General features: G+C 72.9%; 13 protein-coding genes. 8 read left to right on the forward strand and 5 right to left on the reverse strand.

What is annotated here, in order from left to right; genetic code table 11:
• Positions 1 to 240 precede the first annotated feature (240 nt).
• A complete protein-coding gene (cimA, locus tag A8713_RS22490; RefSeq protein WP_064535419.1) occupies positions 241 to 1,845 on the forward strand; it encodes a citramalate synthase in 1,605 nt (534 codons plus the stop codon).
• Positions 1,846 to 1,873: 28 nt separating this feature from the next.
• Here cimA and A8713_RS22495 read toward each other — a convergent pair whose 3' ends face one another.
• A complete protein-coding gene (locus tag A8713_RS22495) occupies positions 1,874 to 2,494 on the reverse strand; it encodes a GOLPH3/VPS74 family protein (RefSeq protein ID WP_064535420.1) in 621 nt (206 codons plus the stop codon).
• Positions 2,495 to 2,812: 318 nt separating this feature from the next.
• Here A8713_RS22495 and A8713_RS22500 point away from each other — a divergent pair, with 318 nt between their 5' ends.
• Together A8713_RS22500 and A8713_RS22505 are read left to right on the forward strand one after the other, a co-directional pair.
• On the forward strand, positions 2,813 to 5,836 hold the full coding sequence (locus A8713_RS22500; protein WP_064535421.1) for a glycoside hydrolase family 3 protein: 3,024 nt from the start codon (positions 2,813 to 2,815) through the stop codon (positions 5,834 to 5,836).
• A 90-nt stretch (positions 5,837 to 5,926) separates the two neighbouring features.
• Complete coding sequence (locus A8713_RS22505) at positions 5,927 to 7,273, forward strand: hypothetical protein (RefSeq protein ID WP_064535422.1); 1,347 nt, start codon at positions 5,927 to 5,929, stop codon at positions 7,271 to 7,273.
• A 1-nt stretch (position 7,274) separates the two neighbouring features.
• Here A8713_RS22505 and A8713_RS22510 read toward each other — a convergent pair whose 3' ends face one another.
• Together A8713_RS22510 and A8713_RS22515 are read right to left on the reverse strand one after the other, a co-directional pair.
• Entirely contained in the window at positions 7,275 to 7,514 is a 240-nt protein-coding gene (locus A8713_RS22510) for a DUF397 domain-containing protein (RefSeq protein WP_064535423.1), read from the reverse strand.
• Positions 7,511 to 8,332, reverse strand: a complete 822-nt coding sequence (locus tag A8713_RS22515; RefSeq protein WP_064535424.1) for a helix-turn-helix domain-containing protein — start codon at positions 8,330 to 8,332, stop codon at positions 7,511 to 7,513. The genes A8713_RS22510 and A8713_RS22515 overlap by 4 nt, the downstream gene beginning before the upstream one ends.
• Positions 8,333 to 8,444: 112 nt before the next feature.
• Here A8713_RS22515 and A8713_RS22520 point away from each other — a divergent pair, with 112 nt between their 5' ends.
• The gene (locus tag A8713_RS22520) at positions 8,445 to 8,852 is read left to right on the forward strand and encodes an ATP-binding protein (RefSeq protein ID WP_064535425.1); all 408 of its coding nucleotides are present in this window, start codon (positions 8,445 to 8,447) and stop codon (positions 8,850 to 8,852) included.
• Positions 8,853 to 8,862: 10 nt separating this feature from the next.
• On the opposite strand, the gene A8713_RS22525 is transcribed toward A8713_RS22520, so the two are convergent.
• The gene (locus tag A8713_RS22525; RefSeq protein WP_064535426.1) at positions 8,863 to 10,566 is read right to left on the reverse strand and encodes a sigma-70 family RNA polymerase sigma factor; all 1,704 of its coding nucleotides are present in this window, start codon (positions 10,564 to 10,566) and stop codon (positions 8,863 to 8,865) included.
• A 132-nt stretch (positions 10,567 to 10,698) separates the two neighbouring features.
• Between A8713_RS22525 and A8713_RS22530 the strand changes: the two genes are divergently transcribed.
• Complete coding sequence (locus tag A8713_RS22530) at positions 10,699 to 12,243, forward strand: hypothetical protein (RefSeq protein ID WP_064535427.1); 1,545 nt, start codon at positions 10,699 to 10,701, stop codon at positions 12,241 to 12,243.
• Between the two features lie 61 nt (positions 12,244 to 12,304).
• Here the strand turns inward: A8713_RS22530 and A8713_RS22535 are convergent, their stop codons facing one another.
• Complete coding sequence (locus tag A8713_RS22535; protein WP_064535428.1) at positions 12,305 to 12,913, reverse strand: YceI family protein; 609 nt, start codon at positions 12,911 to 12,913, stop codon at positions 12,305 to 12,307.
• A 168-nt stretch (positions 12,914 to 13,081) separates the two neighbouring features.
• Here A8713_RS22535 and A8713_RS22540 point away from each other — a divergent pair, with 168 nt between their 5' ends.
• The 3 genes from A8713_RS22540 (at position 13,082) to A8713_RS22550 (ending at position 17,543) form a co-directional block, all read left to right on the forward strand.
• Positions 13,082 to 15,523: a polysaccharide lyase 8 family protein gene (locus tag A8713_RS22540; RefSeq protein ID WP_064535429.1), complete on the forward strand. Its 2,442-nt coding sequence runs from the start codon at positions 13,082 to 13,084 to the stop codon at positions 15,521 to 15,523.
• A gap of 151 nt (positions 15,524 to 15,674) precedes the next feature.
• Positions 15,675 to 17,270, forward strand: coding sequence for an acyl-CoA carboxylase subunit beta (locus tag A8713_RS22545; RefSeq protein ID WP_064535430.1), 1,596 nt, complete (start codon positions 15,675 to 15,677; stop codon positions 17,268 to 17,270).
• A 75-nt stretch (positions 17,271 to 17,345) separates the two neighbouring features.
• Complete coding sequence (locus tag A8713_RS22550; protein ID WP_018567890.1) at positions 17,346 to 17,543, forward strand: acyl-CoA carboxylase epsilon subunit; 198 nt, start codon at positions 17,346 to 17,348, stop codon at positions 17,541 to 17,543.
• The last annotated feature ends 58 nt before the right edge of the window (positions 17,544 to 17,601 follow it).

Raw genomic sequence — 17,601 nt, forward strand, 5'->3', positions numbered from 1 at the left:
CGTGCTCTCGTTCGCCATGATTATTGGCAGCAGGCGCGCCGGTCCGCAGTGACCGCCACGTACGACCAGGTACGGGCGGCCATCGTCGTCCTCGACCCGCGCGCAGACCTCTCGCACCCGCGAGGGGTCTTTCGTTTTCCCGGCCCACCTTCAGCCGGGGAGCACGGCGCGCGAGTATTGGGGGGACGGTGGAGCCGGTCATTCCGGTACGACCGAGATCCCACACAGGAGCCCTGAGACATGTCCGAAACCAGCCGGCTGGACGATTCGTTCCACGTCTTCGACACCACCCTGCGCGACGGCGCCCAGCGGGAGGGCATCAACCTCACCGTCGCCGACAAGCTGGCCATCGCCCGCCACCTGGACGACTTCGGCGTGGGCTTCATCGAGGGCGGCTGGCCCGGGGCGAACCCCCGCGACACCGAGTTCTTCGCCCGCGCCAAGGACGAGATCGACTTCCGCAACGCCCGGCTGGTCGCCTTCGGCGCCACCCGCCGCGCCGGTGCCAAGGCCGCCGAGGACCCGCAGGTCAAGGCGCTGCTGGAGTCCGGCGCCGAGGTGATCACCCTGGTCGCCAAGTCGCACGACCGGCATGTGGAGCTGGCGCTGCGCACCACCCTGGAGGAGAACCTGGAGATGGTGCGCGACACCGTCTCCCACCTGAGCGCCCAGGGCCGCCGCGTCTTCGTGGACTGCGAGCACTTCTTCGACGGCTACCGCGCCAACCCCGAGTACGCCAAGGCGGTCGTCCGCGCCGCCGCCGAGGCGGGCGCCGACGTCGTCGTGCTGTGCGACACCAACGGCGGGATGCTGCCCGCCCAGGTCCAGGCGGTCGTCGCCACCGTCCTCGCCGACACCGGCGCGCGCCTCGGCATCCACGCCCAGGACGACACCGGCTGCGCGGTCGCCAACACCCTGGCCGCCGTCGACGCGGGCGCCACCCATGTGCAGTGCACCGCCAACGGCTACGGCGAGCGGGTCGGCAACGCCAACCTCTTCCCGGTCGTCGCCGCCCTGGAGCTAAAGTACGGCAAGCAGGTGCTCCCCGAGGGGCGGCTGCGCGAGATGACCCGGATCTCGCACGCCATCGCCGAGGTCGTCAACCTGACGCCCTCCACCCACCAGCCCTACGTCGGCCTGTCCGCCTTCGCCCACAAGGCCGGCCTGCACGCCTCCGCGATCAAGGTCGATCCCGACCTCTACCAGCACATCGACCCCGAGCGCGTCGGCAACACCATGCGCATGCTGGTCTCCGACATGGCCGGGCGCGCCTCCATCGAGCTGAAGGGCAAGGAGCTCGGCATCGACCTCGGCGGCGACCGCGAGCTGGTCGGCCGGGTCGTGGAGCGGGTCAAGGAACGCGAGCTGAAGGGCTACACCTACGAGGCCGCCGACGCCAGCTTCGAGCTGCTGCTGCGCGCGGAGGTGCAGGGCCGCCCGCTGAAGTACTTCGACGTGGAGTCCTGGCGGGCCATCGTCGAGGACCGCCCCGACGGCTCCCACGCCAACGAGGCCACCGTCAAGCTGTGGGCCAAGGGCGAGCGCATCGTCGCCACCGCCGAGGGCAACGGCCCGGTCAACGCCCTGGACCGGGCCCTGCGCGTCGCCCTGGAGAAGATCTATCCCCAGCTCGGCTCGCTCGAACTGGTCGACTACAAGGTCCGCATCCTGGAGGGCCGCCACGGCACCTCCTCCACCACCCGCGTGCTGATCTCCACCTCGGACGGCAAGGGCGAGTGGTCCACGGTCGGCGTCGCCGACAACGTCATCGCCGCCTCCTGGCAGGCCCTGGAGGACGCCTACACCTACGGCCTGCTGCGCGCCGCGGTGGACCCGGCCGCGTAGCAGCCGGGCGGGCGCCCGGCCCCGCGGGTCAGGGCGCCCGCCAGATGTTGTCGAAGGCCGCGTTCTCCACCCGCCGCCGCTGGCGGACGCCCTCCAGTTCGGTGACGGCGTCGCCCACGGCGGCCAGCACGGTCAGCGCGGTCTCGTCCTCGGGCTCGGCGGCGGGAGCGCCGTCGCCGGTGTCCGGCGTGACGCCGAGCGTGGCGGCCAGGGCGGTGAGGACCGGTTCGCGGGCGGCCCAGCGGTCGGCGGCCGAGCGCCGGTCGGCGCTGCCGTCGGCCGGTGTGGTCCGGTCCACCGGGCGGCTGGGCAGCCAGCGGTGCCGCCGGACGCTGGTGAGCTGGCCCTCCGCCTCCAGTACGGCGGTGTAGCCCTCGGCCAGCCCGCGCCCGCGCCGCCACAGCCAGTCCTCGACGCTCTCGTACGGCTCCTCGCCCTGGACGCGGGTCGCCGCCTCGTCCAGGAGCGGGTCGCCGGACAGCGTGCGCGGACCCGGCCGCAGCCGGTCCCCGATCAGCAGCACCGCCCCGCCGGCCAGCAGATCGAGGAGTTCCGCGCCCGCCAGGGCGAGCGAGAGGTCCCCCTGCTCGACCGGATGGCCGCCGGGCACGTCCAGGGTGACGAACAGCAGATCGCGGGCGGTGCTCATGCCGGGCTCCCGGTGACAAGTCGGACAAGACGGTAGTCCGACGATACGTCACCGCGGAGGCTGTGTGTTCACGACCCGAAGGCGCAACGGTCGTTCTTTTCCCGTGCGTTGCCTGTGTACCGGTTGGGGCGTGAAGTCTTGACGGAATGACATGTCCCCCTTTAACTCACGCTGTGATCTAAGCCCTGAGCCGAGCGTTCGGCCCCGAGCCGGGTGTTCGGCCCCGAGCCGGGCGTCCAGTCCCGAGCCGAGCGTTCAGCGACGTGTCGGAACAGCCCTGGAAGACCCTGGAACAGTCCGGATACCGAGGGAAGGTCCATGCGAAGAACCGCCCTGCTCGCCTCCGCAGCCCTGCTCACCGCACTGCTGCCGCTCGGCGCGGCCGGTGCCGCCGCCGGCGCGGACGACCCCGCTCCCGTGCCCGTCGACCGCTTCGAGGGCGAGGTGCCCTTCGCGAGCCAGCCCGCCGAGGGCATCTTCACCTGGGGCGGCGACAGCGACGACGCCCCCGCCCTCCGCCTCGCCGAGCGCCCCGACGCCCCCGAGGGCGCCAAGGTGCTGGCCGGGACCTACGACATCAGCGGCTACGGCGGCTTCACCCACGACTACGCGGCCGACCGCCCCGCCCACGACTGGTCCGCGCACCGCGGCATCCGGCTGTGGTGGGAGGGCCACGCCACCGGCAGCAGGATCCCCTTCGAGATCAAGGACGGCGGCGCGAACGGCGAGGCGTCCGAGCTGTGGACCACGTCCTTCACGGACGACTTCACCGGCTGGAAGCAGATCGAACTGCCCTTCGCCGACTTCACCTACCGTACGGACTACCAGCCCGTCGGCGGCATCGACCACGTCCTGGGCCTCACCCAGATGTGGGGCTACGCCCTCACCCTGCCCACCGGCGCCAAGGGCGCCTTCGCGCTGGACGGCGTCGAACTGTACGGCCGCGCCGACCAGTCGCTGCGCGCCGCCGTCAGCACCGACGCGGCCGTCGTCCCGGTCACCGAGGGCGGCACGGCCGCCGTCCGCGTCACCGTCGCCACCACCGGCGCCGTCCCCCTCGACCAGCCCGTCACCGTCGCCTACACGACCGGCGAGGGCACCGCGACCCCCGGCAAGGACTACACCCCCGTCTCCGGCACCCTCACCTTCCCCGCGGGCACCGCCTCCGGCACCTCCCGCACGGTCCGCGTGAGCACCCTGAAGGACCGCCTCGCCGAAGCGGCCGAGACCATCCCGCTCCAGCTCACCGTCACCGGCGCCAAGGCTCCCGCCGAGACACCGCGGATCGTGGTGGACGCGCACGGACTGCCCTACCTGGACAGCCGCCTGCCGGTGCAGAAGCGGGTCGCGGACCTGGTCTCCCGGATGTCCCTGGCGGAGAAGGCCGGGCAGATGACCCAGGCCGAGCGCGGCGCCATGTCCGCGCCCGGCGACATCGCCTCCTACGCCCTCGGCTCGCTGCTCTCCGGCGGCGGCTCGGTCCCCGAGCCCAACACGCCCGAAGCCTGGGCGAAGATGGTCGACGGCTTCCAGTTGCGCGCCCAGGCCACCCGCTTCCAGATCCCGCTGGTCTACGGCGTGGACGCGGTGCACGGCCACAACAACCTCGCCGGTGCCACGATCATGCCGCACAACATCGGCATCGGCGCCACCCGCGACCCCGCGCTCGCCGAGCGGACCGGCGCCGTCACGGCGTCCGAGGTGCGCGCCACCGGCGTCCCCTGGGACTTCGCGCCCTGCGTGTGCGTCACCCGCGACGAGCGCTGGGGCCGCTCCTACGAGTCCTACGGCGAGGACCCGGCCCTGGTGAAGTCCATGGAGACGGTCATCCAGGGCCTCCAGGGCCGCCCCGACGGCAGCGACCTGGACCGCGACGACAAGGTGCTGGCCACCGCCAAGCACTTCCTCGGCGACGGCGGCACCGCCTACGGCTCCTCCACCACCGGCACCTACACCCTGGACCAGGGCGTCACCGAGGTCACCCGCAAGCAGTTGGAGGACATCCACCTCGCGCCCTACCAGGACGCCGTGGACCGGGGCGTCGGCACCGTCATGCCGTCCTACTCCTCCCTCGACATCGAGGGCGACGGCAAGGGCGCCGTCAGGATGCACGCGCGCGGCGACATGATCAACGGCGTGCTCAAGGACCGCATGGGCTTCGACGGCTTCGTCATCAGCGACTACAACGCCCTCGACCAGCTCCCCGGCAGCTACCCGCAGCAGGTCACCGCGTCCGTGAACGCGGGCGTCGACATGATGATGGTGCCGTACAGCCACGCCAAGTTCACCGCCGCCCTCACCGACGAGGTGAAGGCGGGCCGGATCAGCGGGAAGCGGATCGACGACGCCGTCTCGCGCATCCTGACCGAGAAGTTCCGCCTCGGCCTGTTCGAGCACCCCTACGCCGACACCCGCAACGCCTCCGCGATCGGCTCCGCCGCCCACCGCGACGTCGCCCGCCAGGCCGCCGCCGCCTCGCAGGTGCTGCTGAAGAACAGCGGGGACCTGCTCCCGCTGAAGAAGAACCAGAAGGTCTACGTCGCCGGGTCCAACGCCGACGACATCGGCAACCAGACCGGCGGCTGGACCATCAGCTGGCAGGGCTCCTCCGGGAACATCATCAAGGGGACCACGATCCTCCAGGGCATGCGGAACGCCGGCGGGGACGTCACCTACTCCAAGGACGCCTCCGCGCCCACCGGCGGCTACGACGCCGGGGTGGTCGTCGTCGGCGAGACCCCGTACGCCGAGGGCGTCGGCGATGTCGGCAACGGCCACGACCTGCGGCTCTCGGCCGCCGACCGGGCCGCCGTGGACAAGGTGTGCGCGGCCATGAAGTGCGCCGTGCTGATCGTCTCGGGCCGCCCCGAGCTGATCGGCGACCGGCTCGGCGCCATCGACGCGCTCGTCGCCTCCTGGCTGCCCGGCACCGAGGGCGACGGCGTCGCGGACGTGCTCTACGGCAGGCGGCCCTTCACCGGGCAGCTCCCGGTGACCTGGCCCAGGTCGGAGCAGCAGCTTCCGATCAACGTCGGGGACGCCTCCTACGATCCGCAGTTCCCCTACGGCTGGGGCCTGACCACCCTCAGGAAGGCGCCCGCCGGAGGCGCCCTCACCCTGCGGGCCCTCGGCCTCGCGGCGACCGTCGCCGAACACGCGCACGCCGCGGGGACGGGCCGCGAACTGGTCACCCAGGCCCGGCTGATCGTCCAGCAGCGGATCGCCGGGCGCGGGATGACGGCGGCGGCCGCGGCGCCCTTCGCGGACGCCGACCACCTCCTGCTGACCGGCCGCTACGGCGCGGCGGTGGACCGCCTCACGGCCGCCTACCGGGCGGCCTGACCGCCCCGCACACCGCTGGTGGGGGTGCACGGGAGGGCGCCCCCACCAGCCCGAACGACCCGCTTGTCATATTTCGGGTAGCTTCGAACCATGAAGGCCGTCGCCCCGCCCCGCGCCCCCGGCAGACTCCCGGCGGCACTGCTCGCGGCCCTCCTGGTCGCCCTGTCCTTCCTGGCCACGAGCGCGCCCCGGGCCGAGGCGGCCACCAGCGTCTCGGCCATCGCCCAGGCGCTGCGCAAGAGCCCCGTCTACGTCGACCCGGCCGCCGCCGCGCAACTGGGGTCCGCCGACGCCGACGCGCTCGCCCGCAAGATCAAGGACGCCGACCGGCCCCTGTTCATCGCCGTCCTCCCGGCCGGCTACCCCACCCAGAACCTCTTCGCCGACCTGCGCACCGCCACCGGCGTCACCGGCGCCTACGCCGTCCGCCTCGGCGACCGCTTCGACGCCCGCGCCGACGCCTCCGTGCTGCCCCGCACCGCCGTACGGAACCTGGTCACCAGCGTCCAGGGCGAGGACACCGCGACCCAGCTCACCGACTTCACCGACCGCGCCCTGGCCAACCTGCGCGGCAGAGCGCCCGCCTCCTGGGGCGGCGACGGCCGCTCCGGGGGCATGTCGGGCACCGCCCTGGTCACGGTGGCGGCGGTCCTGGTCGCCGGCGGCGTCGGCGCGTACACCCTGGCCCGGCGCAGCTCCCGCCGCCGCGAGGCCGAGCAGCGCGCCGCCCTGGAGAAGCTGCGGGTCGTCGTCGACGAGGACATCACCGCGTTCGGCGAGGAACTGGACCGCCTGGACTTCCACCCGGCCGAGTCCGGCGCGGACGACGCCATGCGCGCCGACTACGAACGCGCCCTCGACGCCTACGAGCAGGCCAAGCAGTCCATGGCCGCCGCCCGCGGACCGGAGGACGTCCGCGCGGTCACCCGGGCGCTGGAGGACGGCCGCTTCTCCCTCGCCCTGCTCGCCGCCCGCCGCGAGCACCGCCCGCTGCCCGAGCGCCGCCCGCCCTGCTTCTTCGACCCGCGCCACGGCCCCTCGGTCACCGACGCCACCTGGACCCCGCCCGGCGGCGCACCGCGCCAGGTCCCGGTCTGCGCCGCCGACGCCACCCGCCTGGCCGACGGCCGCGACCCGGTGGTCCGCCAGGTCGACACCGACCAGGGCCGCCGCCCCTACTGGGACGCGGGCCCCGCCTACGGCCCCTGGGCGGGCGGCTACTTCGGCGGCGGCATCCTCCCCGGCCTCCTCGTCGGCACCGTCCTCGGCGGCATGCTGTCCACCCCGAGCTACGCCGCCGACTACGGCGACGGCGGCTTCGGCGGCTACACCGGCGGCGACGTCTCCGGCGCCGACTTCGACCCGGGCGACTTCGGCGGCGGCTTCGGAGACGGCGGCGGAGGCGGAGGCGGAGGGGACTTCGGGGGCGGGTTCTGAACTACACCTCGCGGGTACGGCCGACGAAGGCGGCCCAACTCGCGGGGGAGACGGTCAGGACGGGGCCGACGGGGGCGGCCTTGGAGTCACGGATGTGGATGGCGGAGGTATGGGCGGCGACCTCGACGCAGTTGCCGCCCTCGTCGCTGCTGTAGCTGGACTTGCGCCAGTCGTAGGAGACTTCGAGGCAGTCACCTCCCTGACTTCCGCTGTAGCTGGACTTGAACCACGCGGTCTTCATGACTCTCCTAGCAGTTCGTGCAAGAAGCGCACGCTCTCGTCGGGCGAGAGGGCTTGAGACCGCAGCATTCCATACTGAAGGTGGTAATCGCTCACCTCGTCGGGGTCCTCGACGAGGAAACTCGCCCGCTGGACCTCCAAGTAGACAAGACGCTCGTGGTCGGGCGTCTCCAGCAGCACCATGGGCCCGTCAAGGCAGGCATGCGGAGTCCGGTTGCCAGGCATGATCTGGAAGCTCATGTTGGTCGGCTCGGTGAACTCAAGGATCTTGCGGTACTGCTCCCGCATGATCTCCTCACTGCCCACGACCCGCCGCAGGATGCTCTCCTCCATGACGAAGTGCCCCACGGGCGGACGTGCTCGCTGCCAGATCAACTGTCGGTCCATGCGGGTGGTCACCCACTGCTCGGCCGTCTCGCTTTCCAGCGCTGGATAGCGGTAGTCGAAGACCGCTTGGCAGTAGTCCCGCGTCTGGAGCAGTCCTGGTACGGCAAGACTCTGATACGAGAGGATGCCCACCGCCACCTGCTCGTGATCCACCAGCCCCTGCGCGAACTGCACGATCCGGTCCCGTACGGGCAGGCGCTCCACAAGGACGGCCAACGCACCGCCCGTGCCCAGCAGCTCGTCGAACTGCTCCGCGCGGTCAGGCTGGAGGGCCAGGCGGCCCTGCTCGATGGATCCCACCGTGTCGACGTGGATGCTGGCGGCCTCCGCGAATTGCTCCTGGGTCATCCGGGCCCGCTTGCGGTAGTGGGCGACCAGTGATCCCACGGCCTGCCAGGTGCCGTTCTTTTTGCTTTTCGTCCCCGATTGCATGGGTCTTCCTTACCCCCGTGTGCACGCGCAGCGGTCGGAGTGGGGCCGTAGTAATCAGAACTACGACTTCACTCGTTGGTCCACAGTAGTGACACACAGTGACACTCGTCCCGTGAACGTGGAACTTCAACTCCCCCTGACCCGTAAGGCGTTCTACCGACGGGACCGCAGGTCGGTGCGGCTCGCACGGCAGTTCGCGCAGGCCGTCCTCGCCGAGTGGGCGGCGCCCGTACGCGCCGACGACGTACAGCTCTGTGTGAGCGAACTGGCGACCAACGCGCTGCTGCACGGCGTACCGCCCGGCCGTGGCTTTCTGCTGCTGCTCGCGCTGCATCCGGGCGGCGCGCTGCGCGTGGAGGTGCACGACAGCGGGACGGGGGACGTCCGTGTGCCGGAGACCTCGGCCGAGTCGGAGCGCGGCCGGGGCCTGATGCTGGTCGCCGCGCTGGCGGACAAGTGGGGGGTGGACGCGCGCTCGCCCGGCAAGATCGTGTGGTGCGAGTTCGCGGCGCCCCGCTGACCGGCGGCGCTCACATCCTCGTACCGAAGTCCTGGGTCCACCACGGTCCGCCGGGGCCGTCGTGGACGCCGACGCCGAGGTTCTTGAAGGAGCAGTTGAGGATGTTGGCGCGGTGGCCGGGGCTGTGCATCCAGGAGTCCATCACGGAGGCGGGGGTCTGCTGCCCCCTGGCTATGTTCTCGCCGTAGGTGGACCAGCGGTATCCGGCGGCGGTGATGCGGTCGCCGGGGTCCTTGCCGTCCGGGTTGGTGTGGTCGAAGAAGTCGCGCGCGGCCATGTCGTCGGAGTGGTCGCGGGCGGCGGTGTCCAGCTGGGAGTCCCCGGTGACGGGACCGCAACCGGCCTTGGCGCGCTCCTGGTTGACCAGGGCGAGGACCTGGGCGACATCGCCCTGGGGCGCGGGCGGCTGGGCGTGGGTGGCGGGGGCGCTGTGCGTCGGCCGGGGCTGGTGCGCGGGCGCGGACGGGGTCCTGCTCCTCGGTGCCGCCGGGCTCTTGGAGGCGCCGGGGCTCTTGGAGGGGGAGGCCGAGGGGGACGCGGACGGGGACGGAGAGGCGGACGGCGAGGCCGAGGCGGAGGCGGCCGGGGTGCCGTCGAGCTGGGTGCCGGGCGCGGCCAGGTCGGTGACGGGCGTGGCGGGGCCCCGGGCCGTCGTACCGTCCTCGCCGCTGCCGCCGCCGAAGTACCAGATGCCGCCGCCCACCACACAGGCGGCCACCACGGTGGCGGCGGCCGTGCGCCGCCGGACGCGGCGACGGCGGCGGGCCGCGTCGCGCGCGCCCGCCCGGCCGCCGGGGGAGCGCCCGCCGGAGACGCGGTGCCGGGCGGCGGCCCGGCCGGTGGAGCCGGGGACGGCGGGCAGGGAGACGGTGGCGGCCGCCGGGTCGAGGGGAGCGGCCGCGCCCACGGGCGCGGCGTCGATGGCGGGGCCGGCCAGCCGCAGCAGGGCCACCGGCACCGGGACCAGCGCCAGCCCGGCCAGCAGCCCTTCGGCGGGCATCAGACCGCTCCACAGCCCGGCGCAGTGCGCGCACGCGCGCGCGTGGCGGGCGATGCGCTTGCGCCAGAGCGCGGAGGGGTGGCCGTCCCAGCCCGTGGCCAGCACGTCGTTGAGTTCGGCGCAGCGCGGCCGGGCGTCGAGCGCCCGTACGACCACCCGGGCGGCCTCCAACTGCGCCTTCATCCGCTGGACGCGGACCGCCGTGTGCTCCGGGGAGAGCTTCAGGGCCGCCGCGACCTCGGTGCGGGTCAGCTCCCCGGCGCACTCCAGCCACCACAGGGACAGCAGCGCCCGGTCGTCGGGCTCCAGCCAGCGGGTGGCCCGCGCGGTCTCCTGGCGCTGCCCGGACAACTGGAGCCGCAGCATGGTCAGATCCACGAAGTCACCGCCGGGACCGGCGACCTCGCCCGCGTCCTCCACGGCGTACGGCGCGGCCTGCCGGTCCTGCCAGTGCGCCCGCACCCGGTTCATGGCGATCGCCACCAGCCAGGACCGGAAGCTGCCCGGATCCCGCAGTCCGCCCAGCCCGTCCAGCGCCCGCAGCATGGTGTCCTGCACGACGTCGTCGACGTCCACCGAGCCGTTCAGCGCCCGGCCCACGATGTTGTAGACCAGCGGCAGATAGGCGCCGACCAGGGCGTCCTGAGCCGCCGGGTCGCCCTCGCGGGCAGCGGCCACGAGCGCCGCCGTGTCCACCGAGTGCTGTGTGCTCATACGAGAACTACCCCGTCCCTTGACGTCGGTCGATGATGTCCGATGCCTGGGAGACCGGGGAGACGGGGTCGCATAACAGTTCTTCGGAGAAAAGTTCGCCCGCGAGGAGAATCCGTCCGCGAGGATGGCGCGATGCCCTCCTCGTCCTCCGGGTCTGCCGGGTCCTCCGGGTCCTCCTCGACGCTCGCCGAAGCGTGGCTGCGCGGCATCGCCGTCAACCCGTCGGCCGGGCCCGGCGTCCAGCTCCGCCTGCTGCGGTCGGCCGTGCGGGCCGCCTGGGAGCCGCTGTGCGAGCACGGCGATCTGCCGCAGGCCGTCGTGGAGGCGGTGCTCGCGCACCCGTCGCCACAGGTCCGGGGCGCGTTCGCCCGCAACCACCGGGCCGACCCGGTGCACCGCGGACGGCTGGCCCATGACCCGGACGCGCTGGTGCGCGCCCGGCTCGCCGGCGGCCCGCGTCCCCGCTCCGACCGGGTCGTCCCGCTTCCCGACGACGCGCTGGTGACCCTGCTCACCGCCGAGGACCGACCCGGTCACGACCCGCTCGTCACGGCGGACGAGATCAGGCAGGAGCTGGCGTTCTCCGGGCAGATCCCCCCGTCGTTCCCGCACCGGATGACCGGCCACGACCGGAGCGAGCTGCGCGCGTACGCCGCCGGGTACTGGCACTGGCTCACCCCCGCCGAGCGGGAGACCCTCCGCGCCGACCCCGACCCCGCCGTGCGGGAGGCCGCGCGCTTGAGGCGCCGTGACGAGGATCCCGAGGCCATGCAGGCGGACCTGCCCGACCAGGACTGCCTGCCCCGGAGAACGCTCCTGTACAGCTGCGCCGTCTCGGCGGCGGTGGCCGAGGCGTGTCTGGCGGCCGGACGGGACCTCACGTCGCTGGCGCACAACCGGTACACGCCCGCCTTCGCGGTCCAGCGGCTGGCCCGCCACCCCGACCCGGAGGTCCGCGTCCACGTGGCCGCGCGTGCCGACCTCGGTCCCGGGCTGCTGGCCGCGCTCGCCGAGGATCCCGACGAGAGGGTGCGGCTGCGGGCCAGGACGCATCCGCTGCCGCGCACCTGGGCCCAGCGCGACGCCCTCGACCGGGTCATCGGCTGCGGTGCCGATCAGATCGGCGTGGTCGCCCGGTCGTTCGGGGAGCCGGACCCGGGTTGGTACGCCGACTGCGCCGCGTCCGGTGATCCGCTGCTCCGCCGGGCCGCGGCGAGCCGGCCGGACCTGCCCGCCGACGCGGCGGAGCGCCTCGCCGCCGACCCCGACCCGGACGTACGGCACCTGCTGGCCTGCAACCACCCGGCCGCGCCGCCGGAACTGCTCCTCGAAGCGTTCCTCGCCCTGCCCCGGCAGCGGGCCCACCTGCGCACGCTGCCCCGGCTGCCGCGCACCGGCCTGCGGCACCTGCTCGGCCACGCGGACGCCGAGGTGCGGGCCCTGGCCGCGGGCGATCCGACACTGGAGGAACCGCCTGTGAGGCTGCTGGACGATCCCGATGCCGCCGTCCGCCGGGCGGCGGCCGCCAACCCCCGGCTGCCCGGGGACCTGCTCGCGCGGCTCCTGGAGGACCCGGCCACCGCCGAGGAAGCGGCGGCCAACGCGGCGCTGACCGACACCCGGCTGCACGCACTGCTCGACCGGGCCGGGGTGCCGGAAGGGGCCGCCGCCGGGTGAGGCCCGGTGGGGTGAGGCCCGGTGAGAAGGGCGGCGGCGGCCCACTGGGCGGGCGCCCGGTTCAGGACTGCTTGATCGCCGAGATGTCGAAGTTGAGCTTGATCTTGTCGGAGACCAGGACGCCGCCCGTCTCCAGGGCCGCGTTCCAGGTCAGGCCCCACTCGGAGCGCAGGATCTCGGCCTTGCCCTCGAAGCCGACGCGCTCGTTGCCGAAGGGGTCCTTGGCGGCGCCGTTGAACTCCAGGTCGATGCTGATCGGCTTGGTGACGCCGAGGATGCTCAGGTCACCGGTGATCCGGTAGTCGTCGCCGCCCAGGGACTCGGCGGCGGTGGAGCGGAAGGTCATCGCGGGGAACTCGTCGGTCTTGAAGAAGTCCGCGCTCTTCAGGTGCCCGTCGCGGTCCGCGTTGCCCGTGTCGATGCTGTCCATCGCGATGTCGAGCGTCGCCGTCGACTTCGCCGGGTCGGCGCCGTCCAGGTGCAGGCTGCCGGTGAAGTCGTTGAAGGCGCCCTTCACGTTGGTGACCATGGCGTGCCGTGCGACGAACCCGAGCGTGCTGTGCGACGGGTCGATCGTGTAGTCGCCGGTCAGCGCCGCGAGCCGCGGGTCCGCGGCGGTGGTCGCGGCGGTGGTGGTCTCGGTCTCGTTCTTGCGGCCGAAGATGCCCATGATCTGCTCCCTGGGGACGGTGGTCACCCGGCACCGAGGGGGAGTGCCGAGGATGTTGAATGTTCAACCAGAACCAACAAGGACGACAGTAGCGCCATTCCGTTCAATATTCAACCTCTTGGGCGGGGAGTGTTGACGCCCGCCCCCGCCCACGGCTAACCAGGCCCCATGACGAAGCATCAGCAAGGGACCCCCGCCCGCGGAGCCTTCGTACGCCCCACCCGCCGCGGCCTCCTCGCCGCCGCCCTCCTCGCCGCCACCACCGGCACCACGGCCCTCACCGGCCGGGCCGCCGCCGACCCTGCCGACCCCGCCGACCCCTACGAGGCCCTGCGGCTGCGCTGGCTCGGCATCGCGCTCGGCACCGGCTACGACCCGGCCGCCGAGCCCTACGCCGCGCGGCTCGCCGACACCGGCCGGCTCGCCCGCGGCTTCGCCGCCGCCATGGCCCCCGCCCCCGCCTCCCTCTGGCCCGGCCTGCCCTTCGACCCGCCCTCCGGCATCACCGCGAGCTACGGCAGGCTCTGGACGATGGCCCAGGCGTACGTCCAGCCGGGCACCGGCGCCACCGGCGACCCGGCCCTCCTCGCGGACGTGCTGCGCGGCCTCGACCACCTCTCCGTCACCGTCTACCACCCCGCCACCACCCCCTACGGCAACTGGTGGGAGTGGCAGATCGGCAGCCCGCGCCTGCTCATGGACCTCACGGCCGCCCTGTACGGACAGCTCGGCGCCGCGCGGACCGCCGCCGCCTGCGCCGCCGTCGACCACTTCGTCCCGGACGCCCTGCTGCACGACTACTCCGGCACCTCCACCGGCGCCAACCGCGTCGACCTGTGCCGCTCCGTCGCCCTGCGCGGCGTCCTCGGCCGGGCCCCGGAGAAGATCGCCCTCGCCCGCGACGCCCTCTCGCCCGTCTTCCCGTACGTCACCACCGGCGACGGCCTCTACGCCGACGGCTCCTTCGTCCAGCACACCTACGTCGCCTACTCGGGCACGTACGGACAGGTCATGCTCGACGGGCTCGGCCGGCTCCTCGCCCTGCTGGCCGGATCCGCCTGGGAGGTCACCGACCCGCTGAGGCAGAACGTCCTGGACGGCGTCGAGCACGCCTACGCCCCGCTGATCCACGACGGACTGGTGATGGACAGCGTCAACGGCCGCGCGATCAGCCGCGGCCTGCTCAGCGGCGACGACCGGCACGTCCTGCGCGGCGACCACTTCCACGGACAGCAGCTCATCGCCGCCATCGCCCTGCTCGCCGACGGCGCGAGCCGCGCCGAGCGCGCGCGCTGGCACGCGCGGGTGAAGGGCTGGATCCAACGGGACACCGTCACCCCGATCCTGACCGCGCCCCAGTTCGACGTCGCCGACCTGGCCCGGCTGCACACGGTCGCCGCCTCGCCCGTGGCCGCCGCGCCCGAACCGCTCGGCCACCGGCTCTTCCCCGCCATGGACCGGGCCGTCCACCGCCACCCCCGCTTCACCGCGGCCCTCTCCCTGTGCAGCGACCGCATCGCCGCCTACGAGTGCGGCAACGGCGAGAACCCGCGCGGCTGGCACACCGGCGCGGGCATGCTCCAGTGGTGGGCGGCGGGCGAGCCCACCGACCAGTACACGGACTGGTTCTGGCCCACCGTCGACTGGTACCGGCTGCCCGGTACCACCGTCTCCACCCGGCGCCTGCCCGACCGCGCGGGCGGCGAATGGGGCGCCGCCCGGCCCGACGCGCGCTGGGTCGGCGGCACCACGGACGGCACGTACGCGGCGATCGGCCAGCATCTGAAGGGGGTCGGCTCCACCCTCCGGGCCCGCAGGTCCTGGGTCTTCGCCGGTGACGCCGTCATCTGCCTGGGCGCCGGGATCACCTGCGCCGACGGGGTGCCCGTCGAGACCGTCGTCGACAACCGCAACCTCGGCGAGGGCGGCACCCAGGCGTTCGTCCGGGGGGCGGGCCGTGGAGCGCGCTGGGCCCACCTGGAGGGCCATGGCGGCTGGGTGTTCCCCGACCCCGGCCCCGGCCCCGGCTCCGGCCACGGTCCCGGCCGCCCCGTGCTGCGCACCCTGCGCGAGGACCGCACCGGCGCCTGGGCCGACATCAACACCACCAGCTCGCCCGAGCGCCGCACCCGCCGCTGGCAGACCCTCTGGCTCGACCACGGCACCGACCCGGCCGACGCCTCCTACACCTACCTCCTGCTGCCCGGCGCCTCCCGCCGCACCGTCGCCGCGCGCGCCGCCGACCGGCACTGGACGACCGTCCTCGCCAACGACGCCGTCCGCCAGGCCGTCGCCGTGCCCTCGCTGGGGCTGCTCGCCGCCACGTTCTGGCAGGCCGGTTCGGTGGGACCGCTGACCGCGTCCGGCGGCGCCGGTGTGCTGGTGCGGCACGACCGCCGTACCGCTACCGCTAGGCTCTGTGTCAGCGAGCCGCCGCGCACCGGCGAACCGCTGGAGATCGTCTGGGACACCCGGCACCACCCGGTGCGCCGGGTGCTGCGGGCCGACGACTCGGTCGAGGTGACCGAGCGGGGCCCCCATCTGGGTCTGCGTGTCACTCCGGGGAAGGCATGTGCCACCCACGAATGTGAGGTGGCTCTCGTCCCCTGACTTTGTGTGACCTCTACAACGCCGATCCCCTGTGAGCAGTCGGAAAGGCTGCACAGGGCTGAGGTTCTGTTCAGTGGTACCAGGAAAACGGGCCGGAGACTGTACGGAGTCGACGGCTCGCTTTCCTTGGTGTCCTTCGTAAGGTCGCTACATGACCGTTTTGGAAGAGACGACGGGTGAGCCCACCGGCGAGCCGACGGACGCGCGCGGACGGGTCGCCGAACTGCACGACATCCGTGCGCAGGCCGTGGCGGGGCCGAGCGAGAAGGCGACCGCGGCGCAGCATGCGAAGGGCAAGCTGACGGCGCGGGAGCGGATCGAGCTGCTGGTGGACCCGGGGTCGTTCCAGGAGGTCGAGCAGTTGCGCCGGCACCGGGCGTCCGGTTTCGGTCTGGAGGCGAAGAAGCCGTACACGGACGGTGTGATCACCGGCTGGGGGACGGTGGAGGGCCGTACGGTCTTCGTGTACGCGCACGACTTCCGGATCTTCGGGGGTGCGCTGGGCGAGGCGCATGCGACGAAGATCCACAAGATCATGGACATGGCCATCGCGGCCGGTGCGCCGCTGGTGTCGCTGAACGACGGTGCGGGCGCGCGGATCCAGGAGGGTGTCTCGGCGCTGGCCGGGTACGGCGGGATCTTCCAGCGGAACACGAAGGCGTCGGGTGTCATCCCGCAGATCAGTGTGATGCTGGGCCCGTGTGCGGGTGGTGCGGCCTACAGTCCGGCGCTGACGGACTTCGTGTTCATGGTCCGTGAGACCTCGCAGATGTTCATCACGGGTCCGGACGTCGTCAAGGCGGTCACGGGCGAGGAGATCACGCAGAACGGTCTGGGCGGCGCTGACGTGCACGCCGAGACGTCGGGTGTGTGCCACTTCGCCTACGACGACGAGGAGACCTGCATCGCGGAGGTCCGCTACCTCCTCTCCCTCCTCCCGCAGAACAACCGCGAGAACCCGCCGCGGGCCGAGTCCTCCGACCCGGTCGACCGCCGCTCCGACCTCCTGCTCGACCTGGTCCCGGCCGACGGCAACCGGCCGTACGACATGACCAAGGTCATCGAGGAGATCGTCGACGACGGCGAGTACCTGGAGGTCCACGAGCGCTGGGCGCGGAACATCATCTGCGCGCTCGCCCGGATGGACGGTCAGGTCATCGGCATCGTCGCCAACCAGCCCCAGGTGCTGGCCGGTGTGCTGGACATCGAGGCCAGCGAAAAAGCTGCGCGCTTCGTGCAGATGTGTGACGCTTTTAACATTCCGATCGTCACCCTGCTGGACGTTCCGGGCTTCCTGCCGGGTGTCGACCAGGAGCACGGCGGGATCATCCGGCACGGTGCGAAGCTGCTGTACGCCTACTGCAACGCCACGGTGCCGCGGATCTCGCTGATCCTGCGCAAGGCGTACGGAGGTGCGTACATCGTGATGGACTCCCAGTCGATCGGCGCCGACCTGACGTACGCCTGGCCGACCAACGAGATCGCGGTGATGGGCGCCGAGGGCGCGGCCAACGTCATCTTCCGCCGCCAGATCGCCGACGCGCCCGACCCCGAGGCCATGCGCGCGCGCATGGTCAAGGAGTACAAGGCCGAGCTGATGCACCCGTACTACGCCGCCGAGCGCGGTCTCGTCGACGACGTCATCGACCCGGCCGAGACCCGGGAGGTGCTGGCCAGGTCCCTCGCGATGCTGCACACCAAGCACGCCGACCTGCCCTCCCGCAAGCACGGCAACCCGCCGCAGTAGGCGCGGCAACCGCCGTAACCCGGCGGACGCACCGCGGTCACCCCGCGGACCCCTCAGCCACGGAGACTGACACCCATGGACATGCCTGACATCCGCGTCGAGAAGGGCCACGCAGAGCCCGAGGAAGTCGCCGCCCTGACGGCCATACTCCTGGCCCGCGCGGCGGCCCGCCCCGCGGACACCTCCCTGACCCGGCACGACCGGCACAAGGCCCGCTGGCGGCGCCTGGAGCGCGAGAACGGCTTCCACGCCCCGCACAGCTGGCGCGGCTAGGACCGGCTGCCGGGCCTCCGGGCCGCCGGACGGGCCGGACCCGCCGAAGATCGCCGAA

Origin of the sequence: Streptomyces sp. SAT1 (assembly GCF_001654495.1) — a bacterium.
GTDB lineage: Bacteria > Actinomycetota > Actinomycetes > Streptomycetales > Streptomycetaceae > Streptomyces > Streptomyces andamanensis.